Raw genomic sequence first — 17,961 nt, forward strand, 5'->3', positions numbered from 1 at the left:
CTTCCATGACCTCCACATTTTCCTCCACCCCGCTGGATCGTGCCCTTACGCCTGAAGTGGGTCCGGCACCTGTCAGCTTGCGCATTCGTGAGCGCCTGCAGCAGGCCGGGGTCTCCTTCTTCGCTAATGACAACCTGGCCGATCATCTCCAAGAGGGGGAGCTTGAGCAGCTCGAGATCGAGGTGGCAGGAAAAGTGCGCGAGATGTTGCGCAGTCTGGTGATCGATATTGATAACGACCACAACACCGAGGAAACGGCAGAGCGTGTCGCTCGCATGTACCTACACGAGGTGTTCAAGGGCCGCTATCACAAGCAGCCCAAGATTGCCAGCTTCCCCAACGTCAAAAAGCTCGACGAGATCTACACCGTCGGTCCGATCTCGGTGCGTTCGGCTTGCTCCCATCACCTGGTTCCGATTCTTGGCAGTTGCTGGATCGGCATCAAGCCAGGCGATCGGGTGATCGGCCTCTCCAAATTCGCTCGTGTGGCCGATTGGGTGTTCTCCCGTCCCCACATCCAGGAGGAGGCCGTCATGATCCTGGCCGATGAGATCGAGCGTCTCTGCCAGCCCCAGGGTCTGGCGATCCTGGTGAAGGCACAGCACTACTGCATGAAGTGGCGCGGCGTCAAGGAGCCCCAGACCAGCATGGTGAACTCCGTGGTGCGCGGCGATTTTCGCCACGATCCCAGCTTGAAGCAGGAATTCTTTGAGCTGGTGAAGCAGCAGGAGTCAATGCTCACCAGCTGAGCTCAGATCATTGGCCCAAGGGGCCGAGTGGGGGCGACGCTTCGCGCTTCACCTGCCCGTTTTCCGTGGTTACAGCTACCACCATCAGCAAGCTGCCGGCATCAGCCGGCTTGATGGTGTAAGCGCCTCCCTGAGCTCCGGGAATCAGGATCCAGGTGCTCTCCCCCGGCCGCTTCACGTACCAGTGGAACTCCGGGGTGCTGAGGGTGGCCAGGGTGGTGGCAATCAGTTGAGCAGTCAGCACGGAGCCAATGGCGGTTTCCCCCTGCAGCAGTAACTGGCTGAGTCCTGTGATCTGCTGATCCACAACCCCTTCCATAGCCGTGTCGGCGCTGATCTGACCCTGCATGATCCGGATCTGCTGCTCAGGTGTTGTGGTCAGCCCAGGCACGCACTGCAGGTCGGCGCCCACCAACCGGCAGCCAGCGATCATGCCCTGTGCCACGGCCGCCTGACTCCCGGTCAGGGCCGTCACCAGCAGCAGCGGGGCCAGTGAAAACGATGGAATGGGTCTCAAGGGGAAGGGGGGATGGCTACCCCGTGATGCTCGCCCGCTTTGGAGCCAACCGCCAGCATCAGCTCCCGCCTGCAGCGTTTCCGCTTCCCTTCACGGCCTCCACCAGAGCTGCCACCCGGGCCAGGTCCTTGTCCCCCGGTGCGAGTTCCACCCCACTGGACGCATCAAGACCGTCGGGCTGAAGCTGCTCCAGCACCTCACCCACGTTGCCCGGACTCAGGCCCCCCGCCAACCACCAGGGGCAGCCGGGGGCAAACCCTTCCAGCCAGGCAACCGGCAGGCGGCGGCCGCTGCCGCCCAGTTGATCCGGCACCCAGGCATCGAGCAGCAGGGCGGCCACCACCTCGCGGTAGTCCTCGGCCCGCTGCAGATCCTCCGGGCTGCGAATCCGCAGCGCCTTCCACACCTGGCACCCCAGCGTTTCGCTGAGCATCCGGCAGCGCTCGGGTGTCTCGTTGCCGTGCAGCTGCAGCAACTGATGCCCACCGATGAGGGGATCCAGCTGCTCCTGGATCGCGTCCTCGGGATCGGCCACCACCAGTACCCCCAGGCAGGCGGGATTGGCCTGGCGTGCGGCGCTGAACACCGCAGCGCGCTGCTGGGGCTCCAGCCACCGTGGTGACCCTGGCACCGCGATCACGCCGATCGCCTCCACCCCCAACGCCGCCACGGCGTACGCCTGGTCCGGGCTGCGAAGTCCGCAGATCTTGAGAAGTGGGGTCATCGCAGCCTGCCCATCCGCCAGGTTTCTAGGATCGGGCTTCGACGGCCTTGGGTCAGCCCTGGGGCACTACTGGATAACGGCGTGGGCGAGGGTTGGATGTTGTTCAAGATCCGCGGCATCCCGCTGCGGATCCATCCCAGCTGGTTCATCGTGCTGGGTCTGGCCACGGCAGGCTTCCAACAACAGTATTCCGTCTCCCTGGTGGGGCGCGCCTCCCCAGTGGCGTTGTGGCTGCTGGCCTCTGCAACGGCCGTGCTGCTGTTCGTATCGGTGCTGCTCCACGAGCTGGGGCATTCGCTGGTGGCGATCGCTCACGGCGTCAAGGTGCGCAGCATCACACTCTTCCTGCTCGGTGGGGTGGCCACCGTGGAGCGGGAATGCAGCACCGCGATCGGTGCGCTTCAGGTGGCGGCTGCCGGACCGTTCGTGAGTCTGATCCTGGCGGGGCTGCTGCTGGCGGGGGCCCATCCGGCTGCCCATCTGTCGCCCCTGCTGGGCGAGATGGTCACCCAGCTCGGGGTGCTCAACCTGATCCTGGCGCTGTTCAATCTGCTGCCTGGGCTGCCGCTGGACGGCGGCCTGATCGTCAAGGCGCTGGTGTGGCAGTTCACCGGCAGCCAGCGGCGCGGCATTCAGGTGGCGGCGGCGATCGGCCGTTTCCTCTCCCTGATGGCGGTGGGCATGGGCACCCTGCTGGTGCTGCGAGGGGGAGGTTTCGGGGCGTTCTGGTTGATTGTGCTGGGCTGGTTTGGTCTTGGTGCCTCCCGCAATCAGCTGCAGTTGCTCTCGTTGCAGCAGGCCCTGCGCGACCTCAAGGTGAGTGAAGCCGCCCGGCGTCGTTTTCGGGTGCTCGAGTCCAGCTGTTCGTTGCGGGAGCTCAGCCAGCTGCGCCGCAAGGAGGAAACGATCCAACCGGCCGATTGGGTGCTGATCTGTGAGCAGGGCCGTTGGCAGGGCGTGATCAACGACGACCCCCTCCAGTCGTTGCCTGTTCAGCGCTGGGATCAGGAACGGGTGGGCGACCACCAGCAGCCCCTCTCCACGCTCCCCTCGATCCGGGAGGACGCTCCCCTCTGGCAGGCCGCCGTCCAACTGGATGAGCCCGGCGTCGATCGCTTGCTGGTGCTGGGGGTCTCCGGCCTGCCCACTGGCACGATCGAGCGGCCTGAGCTTTCTGAAGTCGTGCTCAAGCGTCTGGGGGTACGCCTGCCTCCGGCGCTGCTTGAGGCGGCCCGTCGTCAGGGCACTTACCCGCTCGGTATGGCCATCGCTCAGGTGGCCCGCGGCATGGCGTTGGAATCGGCCGGCGGTGACGTGCCGCGCTGAGGCCCATCCCTCACCACCACGGCCGCCTCCGCCCCCTTCGCTTCAGCCGCCTTCCGACCGCTGCCGCCGCTGCGCACGGCGAAGTTGCCGCGGCGCTGCTCCACCTCGTCCCATTCCCTGCCGCTGAGCGGCCGGCTGCTCCAGCTGCCGCCCAGATCCTGCTGGGCGGCTTGCCGCAGGCCCTCGATCAGCGCCTCACCCTCCACCGGCAGTGGGGCCAGCGCGGCCGGGGGCTCCTGCCCGAACACCTCCTTCCAGCGGGTGCTTGAGGGCCGCAGCAGCAGCGTGCCGTGCTGCAGCAGGTGCCCACGCCGCCAGAGCTGGGCGCTGCCCACCCGCTTGGACCCAGTCGCCTCCACCAGGTCGGCCGCCGTGCTCGTGGCGAAACAGCTGCTGCGCTGACGGCTGGCGGCCTGCTGCCCAGGGTGAAGGGGATGGCCCCACCCCGCCAGTGCCTGCCGCAACCACTGGACTGCGCGGCAGTAGGTCTGGGCGCGGCTTCCGCTGGCCGCTGGCCAGTGCAGCGCGTAGGTGAGGCAGCCGTCATGCAGCACGGCTCTCCCGCCGCTGGGGCGGCGCACCATGGACAGGCGGCCGGCATCCACAAGCCCCTGCCAGTGAGGTTCCAGCCGGTGCTGGTGGTGCCCCAAGGACAAGGTCGGCCGGTCCCAGTGGTACAGACGCAGCACCCCCTGGCCAGAACCCTGCACCAGGCCGTCGAGCAGCAGATCATCGATGGCCATCTGGCGATCACCGCTGCTGGTCAGGGGCGGGATCCAGCGCCAATGCGTGGGCAGGGTGGGCGTCAGGGAAGATGTAGGGGCCAGTGGCTGGGCGTCAGGGCGTCACCATGCTGATCGACCTGCTGCCACTTCTGCCCCTGCTGCTGATGGGGGTGGTGGCCGGATTGCTGTCGGGCCTGCTCGGTATCGGTGGCGGGCTGGTATTCGCTCCGATGCTGCTGCTGAACGGTCTGCCGCCGCATGAGGCCCTGGCCACCAGCACCGTGGCGATCGTGCCCACCACCTTGGGTGGCACCTGGTCGCATCTGCGGCAGGGCCACCTCGCCGTGCGGCCCTGCCTGGCGATCGGCGTGGCGGCGGCCGTCAGCGGCGTCGCGTTCAGCCGCCTGGGCGGGCTGCTGCAGGGCTGGCACCTGCTGGCCCTGCAGGCGCTGATGTACGCCGTGCTGGCCCTCACGATCGAACCCCGTCGGGGGGCGGCAGCCGGCGCAGAGGAGCCAGCCGTTCCCCTGCCAGGGCTGGTGGCGGTGGGAGGGCTGGCTGGCTTTGCCGGGGGCCTGCTCGGTGTGGGCGGCGGGCTGATGATGGTGCCGCTGATGGTGAAGGGCCTGAGGATGCCGTTGCATGCGGCCATCCGGCTCAGCACCCTGGCGGTGCTCTGCTCCGCCTCGGCCGCCTCGGTGGAGTTGCTCTCCGGTGGGCGTGCCGATGCGGTGATGGCCCTGTTGCTTGGGGGCTCAGCCGCCATGGCCGCCCGCTGGTCGGCGGCGCGGCTGGACACGGTGAGCGAGGCCCGCCTGGTGCTGATGCTGCGCACGATCACGGTGGCGCTGGCACTGGACAGCGGACGGCGCGGCCTGCAGTTGCTGCTCGCCTGAGGCTTCAGCGCTCCGGCAGTGCGGCCCAGAAGGAGGGATCGAGATCAAAGCCGAGCACTGCCGCCATCTGCCCCAGGCCCTGGCGACAGTGCAGGTCGTGCCGGCGGCTCCAGTCGTCGAGCAGAAAAAGCCGGTGGGTGATCCAGAGCTCCAGGCTCTCCGGCGCGAAGCGAATCCCCTCGTTGCGGCTGAAGCCATGGGGCAACAGCATGGCCACGTGCCGGCACAGCTGACCGCTGCCGCGATCGAGCACGAATGGCAGCCAGGGATGCAGGGCGTCGGCCCGCAGGTTCCAGAGCCGCACTTCCGGCACTTCCGACAGCTCGCGCGGATCTTCCTGCGGACGGGGCCAGTCGAAGCTGAGCTGCAGGCTGCCCGCCTGCTCGATCAGCTGGGCGGCGGAGAGCGAACTCCAGGCCATCAGGGGTGAGGTGTCGAGGGCCCGGATCTGATCGGCGGAGATGGGCAGCAGGGAGGGAACGGAGGAGATCAAGAGCTGTGACAGCCCAACGGTTGGGTCGGGCCCATGGCAGGGTTGAGCCAACAATGGTGGCGTCAAACGCTTGTTTTCGTCGGCCATGGTCACCTCTCTGAGCCAGGTTGAAGTTCTGATCGCGCTGGTTGTGGCGGCCCACGCCGGCGTGCTGGCCATCCGTCTGAGCGTCAGCCTCTACAACTCCTGAAGCTTCAGGCCTTGGCAGGGGGCGTTCCGCCTGCTACAAGACGGCAACCCCTGCGCCGCCCCCATTGGCTTCCGCCCTGCGCTCCCGTCAGGCTCCCACCGACAGCCCGCGCCGGGCCAGCCGTGCCAAGCCTCCTGCAGGGGGAAAAGATCTCCCTCGCATTGGCCACGGACGATCTGCCGCCCCAGCCGGGGTTGTCACCCGCCTGAGCTCCGCCGCCTCCAGCACCACCGCAGACCTGCACCCCGACGGCTGGCAGGCCTCGAGTGAACGCCAGGAACTTCTCTGCAGCGTGATCGGCCTGGCCGTGAAGCTCGGCTTTGGCCTGCTCGCCTCTGTGAGCCTGGTGCACCTGGCTGGGGCTTACCAGCAGCGGCTTGACAGCCACGGCGAAATCAGCGCCATTCTCGATATCGAAAAAAATAAACTCCGCAAAGTTCAGCAACGCTTCGATCAGCTCTTTTCCAAGGACGGCGAACAGCGTTTGATTCGTGAGCAGGATCAATGGATCGCTCCCAATCGGCTGCGGATCGTCTGGGAAGATTCCCAGCTCAAGAATTCATCAGCCGCCCAGTCCACACCGGCGTCGAAGCCCGCTCCAGCAGGCGGTTGACCCTGCTTCCTCCCTTCCCCTGGGGCGCTCGTTGCGCGTTTCCTTCTGTTGAATCTCGCCGGTAAAGCCCCGGAGACCTGAGGCTCCCTCCTTAGGTTGAGGCGCACCGCGTCCCTTCAACCCATGGCGACAGAGCAGACCTCCGCCTCTTCAACGGCCGGCACCGCAGTCACCACCGGCCAGCCCGGCACGGTGATGGTCACAGGTGCGTCGTCGGGCGTGGGTCTTTATGCCGCCAAGGCATTGGTGGGCTGCGGCTGGCATGTGGTGATGGCCTGCCGCGACACCGCCAAGGCCCGCGCGGCCGCCACGGCTCTGGGCCTTCCGGAGGCCAGCGTCACCCACCTGCAGGTGGACCTCGGCGATCTCGACAGCGTCCGGGGGCTGGTGCAGGCGTTCCGTGCCACCGGGCGGCCGCTCGATGCGCTGGTATGCAATGCGGCGGTGTACCTGCCACTGCTCAAGCAGCCGCTGCGTTCGCCCCAGGGTTATGAGCTGTCGATGGCCACCAACCATCTGGGCCACTTCCTGCTGATACAGCTGTTGCTCGAGGATCTGCAGCGCTCCACCCATCCGTCGCGCCGCCTGGTGATCCTGGGCACGGTCACGGCGAACTCCAAGGAGCTGGGCGGCAAGATCCCGATCCCGGCGCCCGCCGATCTGGGCGATCTCTCCGGCTTCAAGGCAGGGTTCAAGGCCCCGATCACCATGGCCAGCGGCAAGCCATTCAAGCCGGGCAAGGCATACAAGGACAGCAAGCTCTGCAACATGATCACCACGCAGGAGCTGCACCGGCGCTTGCACGAACGCACCGGCATCGTGTTCAGTTCGCTCTATCCGGGGTGTGTGGCGGATACGCCGCTGTTCCGCAACAGCTATCCCCTTTTTCAGAAGATCTTCCCCTGGTTTCAGAAGAACATCACCGGCGGCTATGTCAGCCAGGAGCTGGCCGGCGTCAGGGTGGCGCAAGTGGTGGCCGATCCAGCCTTCGCCGTGTCCGGTGCCCACTGGAGCTGGGGCAACCGGCAGAAGCAGGGCGGCAAGCAGTTCGTGCAGGAGCTCTCGGAGAAAGCCAGCGATCCCGCCATCGCTGCCCAGACCTGGGACCTTTCACTGCAACTGGTGGGCCTGAGCTGAGCCGCCTCCGGCCAGCCCCTCTTCGCTTTCTTTCCCTGATTCTCCCCTTCTCTGTTCTTCGCCCAGCCTGTCGATGCCCCGCTTCCTGCGCTGGATCCTTGCCCTTGGCCTCGCTGCCGCTCTGGTGGGGGGCGCTGTGGTGCTGCTCCCCTTCTCCGACTGGCTCCCCGGCGGCACGGTGGGCGATGTGCCCGCCGTGCAGGTGGTCAACGGCACGGCCTTCAATCGCCTGTTCCCGGCGGCCTCGCCGGGCGAAGAGCTGGTGTTCAGCCAGGAGAAGCGTGGCTTCAGCGAGGCCAGGCTGAAGCGCAGTGGAGAAATGGTGGCGCTGTTGGCGATCTCCGACACCACCACCGCTCCCGAGGCCCGCGAGAAGTTCGCCGCTGCCGCTGACACCCTGGCCGGCTGGCCCCTGGTGGAGCAGGGCAGCCAGGCCAGCGCCGTGCTGGTGGGTGGCCGCTTTCAGGTGAAGGTGATCGGCCAGGGCGTTGGCCTTGATGCGCAGGAGCGCCATGAGCTGCTGGAGAGCTTTGACCTCAAGGCCCTCGCTTCCGTGCGGCCCAGGCGGCTCGGCCCGTCGACAGGGCCTGCCGCCACGGTCCCATCCCTTGCTCTGGTGCGCTGATGGCCCGCCCCACTGTGCTTGAGCGCCTCGAAAGTCTGCCCCGTCGGGGCCTCACCGTGCTGGCGCTCCAGGGCATCAGCACCCTGGTGCCCGGGGGGTGGACCAACCTCCGCAGCGCTGAGGATCTGATCAAGGAGGTGATCGGCGACGACGATCCTGCCCTGATCGCCCGCATCCGTTCCCGTGCCGATCTGCTGAGCCGTGCCCGCGCCGAGGGCTATGGCCGCGCGCTCAGCCTGTACGACGCTGTGAACCGTTCCCAGCACGCGGCGGGTGGCGTGCGGCTGCTCGCCAACGTGAGCGCCGGTCTGCCTTTGCTCAAGCGCCTGGCCGATCTGACCCCGCCTGGCGACACCCTGCAGGCGGTGGATCTGAGCCTGAAGGTGGCGGCGGAGCTGCTGGCCTTCACCCAGGTCAATGGCCTGCCCGGCGACAGCTTCGGCGCCTTCGGCGCTGCCCTGGCCGACTACGCCGGTGAAGCGAGGGTGCGGATGGCTGCCTTGATCTGCTTCGACGCCCTGCTGCCGCTCGGTGATCAGGCCCTGCAACGCCTGGATGGCCTGCTGGGGGCGGCTGGCCAGAAAGATCTGCAGCGGCTTCCCTCCTACCGGCAGATGGCCGGTTTGATTCCGGGGCGCGGCGATCAGGCCCACCTCAGCTTTCTGCGCCGGGGCGTGGACCAGTGGCTGGGCTGGGCCGGCGGATTCACCGCCGACCTCGCCCTCACCGGCCAATCTGCCGTGCGGGCGTTGGAATCAACGCTGGGCCCGTGGCAGGGGCGACTGGATCAGTTCGCCGTGTTCCTGGACGCCTTTACCGACACCTATGCCCACACGGGTGTGCAGGCAGTGGCCCGCCGCCTGGTGGAACGGGCGGCTGCCGAAGTCTGAACCGGGTCTGAACCGGCGGAGTCATCGCTGCGGGAACGTGTCATGCCGGCGACAGGGGGGTGTGCCGCCGGCGATCCGTACTCAGTCAGTCGAAGCCGAGCAGATCGAAGATGTCCCGATCCTTGAGGGATTCGGCCTCCAGCGGTTCCACATCGCTGAGCATCTTCTGAGCAAGGCTCAGGTACTCCTGTTGCACCGCCTCCACTTCCGGGCTGGGTTCCATCTCAAAGATGGTGCACTTCTTCAGGCGTGATTTCCTGATGGCATCAACGGTTTTGAAGTGGGCCATCGTGCGCAGGCCCGTGCGCTCGTTGAACTTATCGATCTGGTCAGTTTCCTCCGAGCGGTTGGCAATCACACCACCGAGCCGCACCTTGTAGTTCTTGGCTTTGGCATTGATCGCCTGCATGATCCGGTTCATGGCGAAGATCGAGTCGAAGTCGTTCGCCGTGACGATCAGGCAGTAATGGGCATGCTGAAGGGGTGCGGCGAACCCACCGCAGACCACATCACCCAGTACGTCGAAGATCACCACATCGGTGTCTTCCAGCAGGTGGTGCTCCTTGAGCAGTTTCACCGTCTGGCCGGTGACGTAACCCCCGCAGCCGGTGCCCGCCGGCGGCCCACCCGACTCCACGCACATCACGCCGTTGTAGCCCTCGAAGACGAAATCTTCAGGCCGCAACTCCTCACTGTGGAAGTCCACGGTTTCGAGGATGTCGATCACCGTGGGCACCATCTTCTTGGTGAGGGTGAAGGTGCTGTCGTGCTTGGGATCGCAGCCGATCTGCAGCACTCGCTTGCCGAGCTTCGAAAAGGCGGCCGAGAGGTTGGAGGAGGTGGTGGATTTCCCGATCCCCCCCTTGCCGTACACCGCAATCACCAGGGCGCCGGTCTCGATGTTCATCGAGGCGTCCTGGTGCACCTGCAGGCTGCCTTCGCCGTCTTCAACGCGATTGGTGGGAGTCGTGAGCGTGGCTGTCATCAGCGCGATCCTTGCCTTGAAACGGGGCCGAACAATGGCTTGGTTCCATGCAAGGTCAGCACGGCCAAGCGTGTTCGCGCATGGTGCAAACCGAAACATCTCCCGGCTGCTCTGCGCTCAATCCCTCACTTGCTGTAATGCGCCTTGGCGTCATAGAGGACCTCTTCGGTGATCGCCACCAACCCGTGTTCACGGGCGAAGGTTTCGGTGTTGGTTTTCACCTTGCCACGCACGAAAAAGGGGATCTTGCGCAGGGCGGCTTCGCCGTCGGCGCTCCAGACCGCGACGCCTTCGGTCACTGAGGGAGGTGCCAGTGTGGCCGTGGCGCCCGCTGCTGCGGCGCCGTTGGTCGCCGCTGCCAAGGACGTCCCGGCCACCGCGGCCAGGACAGGCTCGGCTGCCGCAGCCTGACGGGGAGGCGCTCCCTCAGCCAGATGACTGCGGTGCCCTTCGACGAATTCGAAGTCGTGGCGGAACATGCCGATCAGGTGTTCCTCCAGACCCATCATCAGCGGGTGTACCCAGGAATCAAAGATCACGTTCGCCCCTTCCCAGCCCATCTGCGGGGCGTAACGGGCCGGCACGTCCTGCACGTGCAGCGGAGCGCTGATCACCGCACAGGGAATGCCCAGCCGTTTGGCGCTGTGGCGTTCCATCTGGGTGCCCAGCACCAGCTCCGGTGCGGCCTCTCCCATCGCCTTCTCCACGGCGAGGTAGTCATCGGTGATCAGGGCTTCCAGCCCCAGGTCCTTGGCTGCGGCCCGCACCTCGCGGGCCAGCTCGCGGCTGTAGGTGCCAAGGCCCACCACCGTGAAGCCGAGCTCATCGGCGGCGATGCGCGCAGCGGCGATCGCGTGGGTGGCATCGGCAAAGATGAACACCCGCTTGCCGGTGAGGTAAGTGGAATCCACCGAGCGCGAGTACCACGGCATCCTGGAGCGCAGGTCGGCCTCGTTGGCTTCGGGCGCTTCCAGATCGAGCACGGTGCTCAGTTCGTCAAGAAACCGCCGCGTGGCTCCCACACCGATGGGCACGGTGCGCACCACCGGCGTGCCGAACTGGCGCTCCAGCCAGCTGCAGAGTGGCCCGGCCACTTCCGGATACAGGCAGACATTGGCGTCAGCTTCCGGCAAGCGCAACAGATCGGCAGGCCTGGCGCCCATCGGTGCCACGACGTTCACATCGATGCCGTGTTCGCTCAGCAAGCCGCGGATCTCCTTGATGTCGTCGCGGCAGCGGAACCCCAGCAGGCTCGGTCCGAGCAGATTCACCCGCGGCCGACGGCCTTCGGCCCGCCAGCGATCGGGTGAGGGCCGCGGAGTTCCGGGCGCCGGCACCTGCTCGCGCAGCAGGCTGCGGCAGAGCTGATAGAGGGTTTCGGCTGCCCCCCAGTTCTCTTTCTTTGAATAGGCGGGCAGTTCCAGGTTCACCACCGGCACGCCGAGATTCATCCCACCGGCAAGTGCACCCGGCTGGTCCTGGATCAGCTCCGCCGTGCAGCTCTCGCCCACCAGCAGGGCTTCGGGCTGGAAGCGATCCACCGCTTGCTGGATCGAACGCTTGACCAGTTCAGCGGTGTCACCGCCGAGGTCGCGGGCCTGGAAGGTGGTGTACGTGACGGGGGGACGGCGATCTCGCCGCTCGATCATCGTGAACAGAAGGTCGGCGTAGGTGTCGCCCTGGGGCGCATGCAGCACGTAGTGCAGCCCTTCCATCGAGGCGGCGATCCGCATCGCGCCCACATGAGGGGGGCCTTCGTAGGTCCAGAGGGTCAGTTCCATTTCAGGAGTTGGCGGCGGTGCAGCGGACGGGCAAACAATTCGGCGAGATCGGCGGCCTGGTCGATGCCGTGGATGGGGCTGAAGACGAGCTCAATCGACCACTTCGTGGCGATGCCCTCCGCTTCCAGCGGATTGGCGATCCCCAGCCCGCAGACCACAAGATCGGGACGGGCGGCGCGCACCCGCTCCAGCTGCCGCTCCAGGTCCTGGCCTTCGCTGAGCTGCGTGCCCTCCGGCAGCAGGGCCAGCTCTTCCGCCATCAGGGGGCGATCGAGATAGGGGGTGCCCACCTCAACCAGCTCCATGCCGCATTCGCGGCTGAGGAAGCGGGCCAACGGGATCTCCAGCTGGGAGTCGGGCATCAGGAAGAGACGCTTGCCTTCGAGTTGCTGCCGCAGTGGAGCCAGTGCCCTGCGGCCCCGCTCCACCAGCGGATCGAGCACCTCCGCCACGAGGCCGGGGTCGACACCGAAGGCGGCGGCGGCGGCGGCCATCCAGGCGCGGCTGCCCTCCACTCCCAGGGGGTAAGGGCTGGCGAGGCGGGTGGCGCCGCGGCGCTCCAGTGCCCGAACCGTGTCGCTGAGAAAGGGCTGGGCGAGCAACAGCTTGGTGCCGGGCCCAACGGCGGGGAGATCTGTCGACTGGCGTGGCGGCAGGCTGCGCACCGGCCCGACACCCAGGCGCTCGAACAGGGTGAGGAAGCGGTCCTCGACGCCATCGGCCAGGGTTCCCACCAGCAGCAGCTGGCTTTCATCGCTGCTGGGCAGCAAGGGAACCAGCGCACTCAGGGCGCCGTCTTCGCCCTGGGTGAAGGTGGTTTCGATGCCGCTGCCTGAGTAGTTCACCACCCGGACACGGCCGCGCATGCGGGTGTTGATCCGCTCCGCGGCCTTGGCCAGGTCAAGCTTGATCACTTCCGACGGGCAGGAGCCCACCAGGAACAGGGTGCGGATTTCGGGCCGGCGCTCCAGCAGGTCGTTCACCACCCGGTCGAGCTCTTCATTGGCATCGGCCAGGCCAGCCAGATCCCTTTCCCCCAGGATCGCTGTGCCGAAGCGGGGTTCAGCAAAGATCATCACCCCTGCTGCCGACTGCACCAGGTGCGCGCAGGTGCGGGAGCCCACCACCAGAAAGAAGGCATCCGGCATGCGGCGGTGCAACCACACGATCGAGGTGAGACCACAAAAGACCTCCCGCTGGCCGCTTTCACGCAACAAGGGCGGCAGGGTTGGCGTCGAGGCCATGGGCACGGGTGTTGGTCCCTTCCTGGTTAATCCGTCCGGCGTCAAAGAGAGAGGAAAGCTGGCCACATCAGCGGTTTCCTTCACAGGGCGTAACGACCTGGAACCCATGAGCAGCGCTTATCGGGTTCACCATGGACGGTGATGGGAAGGGCCACCCAAATCGCTTGACGCAGGGGTACCCCGAAGAGCAGTGTTCCTAGCGAACCTCCTCCTCACAGTTCCGGAGTCGTCAATGGCGAATGAAACCATGGGCATCGCCCTCGGCATGATCGAGACCCGCGGCCTGGTGCCCGCGATCGAAGCGGCCGACGCGATGACCAAAGCCGCAGAAGTGCGTCTGATCGGTCGTGAGTTCGTCGGCGGCGGCTACGTCACCGTGCTGGTGCGCGGTGAAACCGGCGCTGTCAACGCTGCTGTTCGCGCTGGCGCTGACGCCTGCGAGCGTGTCGGCGACGGCCTCGTGGCAGCCCACATCATTGCCCGCCCGCACCGTGAAGTCGAACCGGCGCTCAACAGCAGCTTTGGTCTGGGCTCCAAGGACTGAGAGCTGAACCGCCCCTGAATCGAGGGCTGCCCAGCTTTCCCCTTCCCACCCGACCCACCACGAGATTTCCCCCATGAGCAAGAAGTACGACGCCGGGGTCAAGGAGTACAGAGATACGTACTGGACTCCCGACTACGTTCCCCTCGACACCGACCTGCTGGCCTGCTTCAAGGTCACCGGCCAGGAAGGCGTTCCCAAAGAAGAAGTGGCTGCCGCCGTGGCCGCTGAATCTTCCACCGGCACCTGGTCCACCGTGTGGTCCGAGCTCCTCACCGATCTCGACTTCTACAAGGGCCGTTGCTACCGCATCGAAGACGTTCCTGGCGACAAGGAATCCTTCTATGCCTTCATTGCCTATCCCCTCGATCTGTTCGAGGAAGGTTCGATCACCAACGTGCTCACCTCCCTGGTGGGCAACGTGTTCGGCTTCAAGGCCCTGCGCCACCTGCGTCTGGAAGACATCCGCTTCCCGATGGCCTTCATCAAGACCTGCCCCGGCCCGCCGAACGGCATCTGCGTCGAGCGCGACCGGATGAACAAGTACGGCCGTCCTCTGCTCGGTTGCACCATCAAGCCCAAGCTCGGCCTTTCCGGCAAGAACTACGGCCGGGTGGTCTATGAGTGCCTCCGCGGCGGTCTTGACTTCACCAAGGACGACGAAAACATCAACTCCCAGCCCTTCCAGCGCTGGCAGAACCGTTTCGAGTTCGTGGCAGAAGCCGTGAAATCGGCGGAACAGGAAACCGGCGAGCGCAAAGGTCACTACCTCAACTGCACCGCCGCCACTCCTGAAGAGATGTACGAGCGGGCCGAGTTCGCCAAAGAACTGGGTCAGCCGATCATCATGCACGACTACATCACCGGTGGCTTCACTGCCAACACCGGTCTGTCGAAGTGGTGCCGTAAGAACGGCATGCTGCTGCACATTCACCGCGCCATGCACGCGGTGATCGACCGCCATCCCAAGCACGGCATCCACTTCCGGGTGCTGGCGAAGTGCCTGCGTCTCTCCGGTGGTGACCAGCTGCATACCGGCACCGTGGTGGGCAAGCTTGAAGGTGATCGCCAGACCACCCTGGGCTTCATCGACCAGCTGCGTGAATCCTTCGTTCCTGAAGATCGCAGCCGCGGCAACTTCTTCGATCAGGACTGGGGCTCCATGCCCGGCGTCTTCGCCGTGGCCTCCGGCGGTATCCACGTGTGGCACATGCCCGCACTGGTGGCGATCTTCGGCGACGATTCCGTGCTGCAGTTCGGTGGTGGCACCCACGGCCACCCCTGGGGTTCCGCCGCTGGCGCCGCCGCCAACCGTGTGGCCCTCGAGGCCTGCGTCAAGGCCCGCAACGCCGGTCGCGAGATCGAGAAGGAGAGCCGCGACATCCTCATGGAAGCCGCCAAGCACAGCCCTGAGCTGGCCATCGCTCTCGAAACCTGGAAGGAAATCAAATTCGAGTTCGACACCGTCGACAAGCTCGACGTCGGCTGATTTTCCCCAGTCCGTTCTGGCGGTGAACCTGTTTCACCGCCACTGCGGAGCTCCTCTGAACCTTCCCCTCCACTTCAAGGACCCCCATGCCCTTCAAGAGCACCGTGGGTGACTATCAAACAGTCGCCACCCTGGAGACCTTCGGCTTTCTTCCGCCGATGTCCCAGGACGAGATCTACGACCAGATCGCTTACATCATTGCCCAGGGTTGGAGCCCGCTCGTTGAGCATGTCCACCCCAGCCGTTCCATGGCCACCTACTGGTCGTACTGGAAGCTCCCCTTCTTCGGCGAGAAGGATCTGGGCGTGATCGTGAGTGAGCTCGAGGCCTGCCATCGTGCCTACCCCGATCACCACGTGCGTCTGGTGGGCTACGACGCCTACACCCAGAGCCAGGGTTCCTGCTTCGTGGTTTTCGAAGCGCGCTGAAGCGGTGTGGGTCCCGCTTCGGCGGGACCTCCTCCCCTTCCTTTCACTCCAAACGCTCCCAGTTCTGTTCAGTACCGCATCGCACGGTCGATCGGTCTGACGCTGCGCGCAACGAACGTTCACTGGCACTTTCCTTACCGGGCGGATATGGCAACTCAATCCAGTCGCGAAGCGGCACTGGCACGTCGATTGGCACTTTCCACCGCCGGAAAGTCTGCTGAGAAGCGTTATTCCTCCAGCCCCAACCGGGTGCGTGGTGCTGCCGAAGCTCGCCCAGCCCGCACTGTGGAAGCGGTCCCGCCCAAACCTGCTGCCGTTGTCTCCGCTCCCGAGCGCCGCTCGCCTCGCTTTGAACAGCTCGGCGCCGCTCCCAGTGGATCCAGCCAGCGCTCGATTCCGTCGCGCATCGCCAACCCCAGCCGGGATCTGGTGCTGGCCCGCCGCGAAGCCCTCAGCAAGAAGGGAAAGCGCGCCGACACCAGCCGCGATCGCACCCGCAAGGAAGCGCCTTCCACCTCTGCTGCCGCCAAGCCAGCCGATTGCAAGTGCAAGGGCAAGACAGACGCCGCAGCTGCTGCTGCTGAACGCCCTGCGGCTTCAGACCAGTGGTCACTCGGCAGCGGCCGCACCGCCGGTCTTGGTTCCACTAGCTCTGCCAGCCGCAGCGACGATCGCCGCCTTTCCGGCAACCGCCGGGTGGCCCAGCACAACCCCAGCCGTGCCCGGGGCCTGGCCCGCCGCGAAGCTCTCTCCAAGCACGGAAAATCCGCCGCCACCAATGGCTCCAACGGCACAGCCGCCGTCGTGCGGCAAGGCAACCCCGAGATGAGCAGCCGCGAACTCGCGCAGCGCCTTCGCGACCTCAAGAGCAAGAACGGTGCCGGCGCCGTGGGTCCTTGCGGTGGCACCTCGCGGCCCTGCGGTCCCCGTCGTGGAGCCAACCGGCCCGTCGGCGCTCAGGACGCCACCTGGAAGGTGGGCGCCAGTGAAACCACCCGAGGTCAGGTGGTCACCGGCACGCAGGCCAATCGTTCCGAGAAGACCACCGGTAACGAGGCCAGCACCTGCCGGCCGGTCACCGGCACCGAATACATGGGCGCCGACGTCTTCCGCCTGTTCTGCCAGAACGAACCCACCCCCCTGCAGCCAGCCAAGGTGCGCGTCACTGCCACCACCCATGGCAACCGCGTCACCGGCAACGAAGTCGGCCGCTCTGAGAAGGTCACCGGCGACGAGCCCGGTACCTGCAAGTCGATCACTGGCACCGAATACATCTCCGCTAACCAGGCGGCGGCTTACTGCGGCACCACCGGTTCCCCCAGTCCCCGCAAGGTGGGCCTCAGCCAGACCCTCGGTGGCCGCCCGGTCTCCGGTGTGATGGTGGGTCGCTCCGAGAAGGTCACCGGTGATGAGCACGGCGCCTCGGTACGCACCACCGGCACCCAGTACGTCGGCAACGACTCGATCGCCAGCCCCGGTCAGGCGCCGCCGAAGGTGGGCCAGGTGCACACCCTCAGGGGCACGGGCATCACCGGCACTCTCGTGGGCCGCTCCGAAAAGGTCACCGGCAACGAGCCGGGCACCTGCCGCCGGGTCACCGGTGATGAATACATCGGCAGCCAGCAGTACGAAGGTTTCTGCGGGGCGCGCCCCGAGCCGGAAGCGGCCAAGGTGGGCTTCAGCCTCACCGGCAAGCAGCAGATCGTCTCCGGCACCAACACCGGCCGCTCCTCCAAGGTCACTGGCGATGAGCCCGGCACCTGCAAGGCCGTCACCGGCACTCCCTATGCCGGCCTTGAGCAGGCTTCCGGCTGGTGTGCACCCGAAGCGGTCCGCACGATCCGCCAGAGAGTCCCCGTCGGCATGGGCACCCCAGGACCGCGCCTCAGTGGCCTTCAACCCGGCATCGGCGGCATCATGACCGGCGCCTCCAAGGGTGCCTGTGAGCCAGTCACCGGCACCCCGTACGTGGGCGCCGACCAGTTCAACGAGGCCTGCGGTGCCGCCGAGGGCCATGAGGCCGATTTCCCTCAGCCGCTCGACACCCAGCCCTGGCAACAGTTCAGCGTTCAGTCGCCGGCCCGCGCCGCCCATCAGCAGCGGGAACGAAGCCATGCTGTGACGGGAACCCGCTACGAAACCAGCGCCAGGATCACCGGCCCTTTTGATCTGGCCGGTGACAAAGTCACCGGCACCGAACAGTTCCGCTTCGACCGTCCCACCAGCCCCAGCGTCGCCGCCACCATCCCGATGGCCCGGCGCATGGCCCCCGGCCCTGCGGTGGTTTCTGCTCCCCCGCTCGCTGAACCGGCAGAAGGCGAGCGCCCGCTCTCACGGGTGACTGGCGAAGGTATCTCTGCCGGGCTGCACATCACCGGCGATGACTGGGACCGGGGCAAACGTGTCACCGGCACGGAGGGAGCCTCGGCACGCCGCCGCAATCCCACCCGCACCGGCCCGATGTCCGCCATGGCTCCTGTTCAGCCGAAGCGCAACGATGAGATTGCCCAGCCGGTGAGCCGCGTGACCGGCTCCAGCGGTGGCACGGACAAGGGCTCCCTGATCACCGTTTCCGGTGGTGCCCGCGGTTGATGCTTCGTTTCGTCCC

At 66.3% G+C, this 17,961-nt stretch carries 19 protein-coding genes; 12 read left to right on the plus strand and 7 right to left on the minus strand.

Annotated elements, in window-relative coordinates:
* Positions 1-5 precede the first annotated feature (5 nt).
* Positions 6-749: a GTP cyclohydrolase I gene (gene folE / locus CJZ80_RS11535; RefSeq protein WP_094513189.1), complete on the plus strand. Its 744-nt coding sequence runs from the start codon at positions 6-8 to the stop codon at positions 747-749.
* A gap of 7 nt (positions 750-756) precedes the next feature.
* Here folE and CJZ80_RS11540 read toward each other — a convergent pair whose 3' ends face one another.
* Entirely contained in the window at positions 757-1,266 is a 510-nt protein-coding gene (locus CJZ80_RS11540) for a hypothetical protein (RefSeq protein WP_233133038.1), read from the minus strand.
* A 58-nt stretch (positions 1,267-1,324) separates the two neighbouring features.
* A complete protein-coding gene (locus CJZ80_RS11545) occupies positions 1,325-1,990 on the minus strand; it encodes a phosphoribosylanthranilate isomerase (protein WP_094513192.1) in 666 nt (221 codons plus the stop codon).
* An 81-nt stretch (positions 1,991-2,071) separates the two neighbouring features.
* On the opposite strand from CJZ80_RS11545, the gene CJZ80_RS11550 reads away from it, so the two are divergent.
* On the plus strand, positions 2,072-3,316 hold the full coding sequence (locus CJZ80_RS11550) for a site-2 protease family protein (protein ID WP_094513196.1): 1,245 nt from the start codon (positions 2,072-2,074) through the stop codon (positions 3,314-3,316).
* Here CJZ80_RS11550 and CJZ80_RS11555 read toward each other — a convergent pair.
* Positions 3,262-4,059 carry a hypothetical protein gene (locus CJZ80_RS11555; protein WP_094513199.1) on the minus strand — a complete coding sequence of 266 codons (798 nt, stop codon included), beginning with the start codon at positions 4,057-4,059 and terminating at the stop codon, positions 3,262-3,264. The genes CJZ80_RS11550 and CJZ80_RS11555 overlap by 55 nt on opposite strands.
* Positions 4,060-4,166: 107 nt before the next feature.
* Between CJZ80_RS11555 and CJZ80_RS11560 the strand changes: the two genes are divergently transcribed.
* Positions 4,167-4,937 carry a sulfite exporter TauE/SafE family protein gene (locus CJZ80_RS11560; RefSeq protein WP_198948307.1) on the plus strand — a complete coding sequence of 257 codons (771 nt, stop codon included), beginning with the start codon at positions 4,167-4,169 and terminating at the stop codon, positions 4,935-4,937.
* A gap of 4 nt (positions 4,938-4,941) precedes the next feature.
* Here the strand turns inward: CJZ80_RS11560 and CJZ80_RS11565 are convergent, their stop codons facing one another.
* Positions 4,942-5,430: a CRR6 family NdhI maturation factor gene (locus CJZ80_RS11565; RefSeq protein WP_261346604.1), complete on the minus strand. Its 489-nt coding sequence runs from the start codon at positions 5,428-5,430 to the stop codon at positions 4,942-4,944.
* Between the two features lie 85 nt (positions 5,431-5,515).
* On the opposite strand from CJZ80_RS11565, the gene psaM reads away from it, so the two are divergent.
* From psaM to CJZ80_RS11590, 5 genes are all read left to right on the plus strand, one after another.
* A complete protein-coding gene (psaM, locus tag CJZ80_RS11570; protein ID WP_094513206.1) occupies positions 5,516-5,620 on the plus strand; it encodes a photosystem I reaction center subunit XII in 105 nt (34 codons plus the stop codon).
* A gap of 292 nt (positions 5,621-5,912) precedes the next feature.
* The gene (locus tag CJZ80_RS11575; protein ID WP_233133039.1) at positions 5,913-6,233 is read left to right on the plus strand and encodes a hypothetical protein; all 321 of its coding nucleotides are present in this window, start codon (positions 5,913-5,915) and stop codon (positions 6,231-6,233) included.
* A gap of 123 nt (positions 6,234-6,356) precedes the next feature.
* A complete protein-coding gene (locus CJZ80_RS11580) occupies positions 6,357-7,370 on the plus strand; it encodes a protochlorophyllide reductase (protein WP_094513208.1) in 1,014 nt (337 codons plus the stop codon).
* Between the two features lie 73 nt (positions 7,371-7,443).
* Positions 7,444-7,995, plus strand: coding sequence for a hypothetical protein (locus tag CJZ80_RS11585; RefSeq protein WP_198948299.1), 552 nt, complete (start codon positions 7,444-7,446; stop codon positions 7,993-7,995).
* The gene (locus CJZ80_RS11590; RefSeq protein WP_094513212.1) at positions 7,995-8,885 is read left to right on the plus strand and encodes a hypothetical protein; all 891 of its coding nucleotides are present in this window, start codon (positions 7,995-7,997) and stop codon (positions 8,883-8,885) included. Before CJZ80_RS11585 ends, CJZ80_RS11590 begins: the two co-directional genes overlap by 1 nt.
* 85 nt (positions 8,886-8,970) lie before the next feature.
* Here the strand turns inward: CJZ80_RS11590 and bchL are convergent, their stop codons facing one another.
* From bchL to CJZ80_RS11605, 3 genes are all read right to left on the minus strand, one after another.
* On the minus strand, positions 8,971-9,870 hold the full coding sequence (bchL, locus tag CJZ80_RS11595; protein ID WP_094513214.1) for a ferredoxin:protochlorophyllide reductase (ATP-dependent) iron-sulfur ATP-binding protein: 900 nt from the start codon (positions 9,868-9,870) through the stop codon (positions 8,971-8,973).
* 125 nt (positions 9,871-9,995) lie between these two features.
* Complete coding sequence (locus CJZ80_RS11600) at positions 9,996-11,651, minus strand: ferredoxin:protochlorophyllide reductase (ATP-dependent) subunit B (RefSeq protein WP_094513217.1); 1,656 nt, start codon at positions 11,649-11,651, stop codon at positions 9,996-9,998.
* Positions 11,642-12,895 (minus strand): ferredoxin:protochlorophyllide reductase (ATP-dependent) subunit N, encoded by a 1,254-nt coding sequence (locus tag CJZ80_RS11605; RefSeq protein WP_094513221.1) that lies wholly within the window; start codon positions 12,893-12,895, stop codon positions 11,642-11,644. Before CJZ80_RS11605 ends, CJZ80_RS11600 begins: the two co-directional genes overlap by 10 nt.
* A 232-nt stretch (positions 12,896-13,127) precedes the next feature.
* Here CJZ80_RS11605 and CJZ80_RS11610 point away from each other — a divergent pair, with 232 nt between their 5' ends.
* The 4 genes from CJZ80_RS11610 to CJZ80_RS11625 all read left to right on the plus strand — a co-directional run bounded on the left by CJZ80_RS11610 (position 13,128) and on the right by CJZ80_RS11625 (position 17,945).
* Positions 13,128-13,439 (plus strand): BMC domain-containing protein, encoded by a 312-nt coding sequence (locus CJZ80_RS11610; protein WP_015107695.1) that lies wholly within the window; start codon positions 13,128-13,130, stop codon positions 13,437-13,439.
* Between the two features lie 73 nt (positions 13,440-13,512).
* Positions 13,513-14,925: a form I ribulose bisphosphate carboxylase large subunit gene (locus tag CJZ80_RS11615; RefSeq protein ID WP_094513223.1), complete on the plus strand. Its 1,413-nt coding sequence runs from the start codon at positions 13,513-13,515 to the stop codon at positions 14,923-14,925.
* 86 nt (positions 14,926-15,011) lie between these two features.
* Entirely contained in the window at positions 15,012-15,353 is a 342-nt protein-coding gene (locus CJZ80_RS11620) for a ribulose bisphosphate carboxylase small subunit (protein WP_094513225.1), read from the plus strand.
* Between the two features lie 147 nt (positions 15,354-15,500).
* A complete protein-coding gene (locus tag CJZ80_RS11625) occupies positions 15,501-17,945 on the plus strand; it encodes a CsoS2 family carboxysome shell protein (protein WP_094513229.1) in 2,445 nt (814 codons plus the stop codon).
* Positions 17,946-17,961 lie beyond the last annotated feature (16 nt).

This window comes from Synechococcus sp. MW101C3 (assembly GCF_002252635.1).
GTDB lineage: Bacteria > Cyanobacteriota > Cyanobacteriia > PCC-6307 > Cyanobiaceae > MW101C3.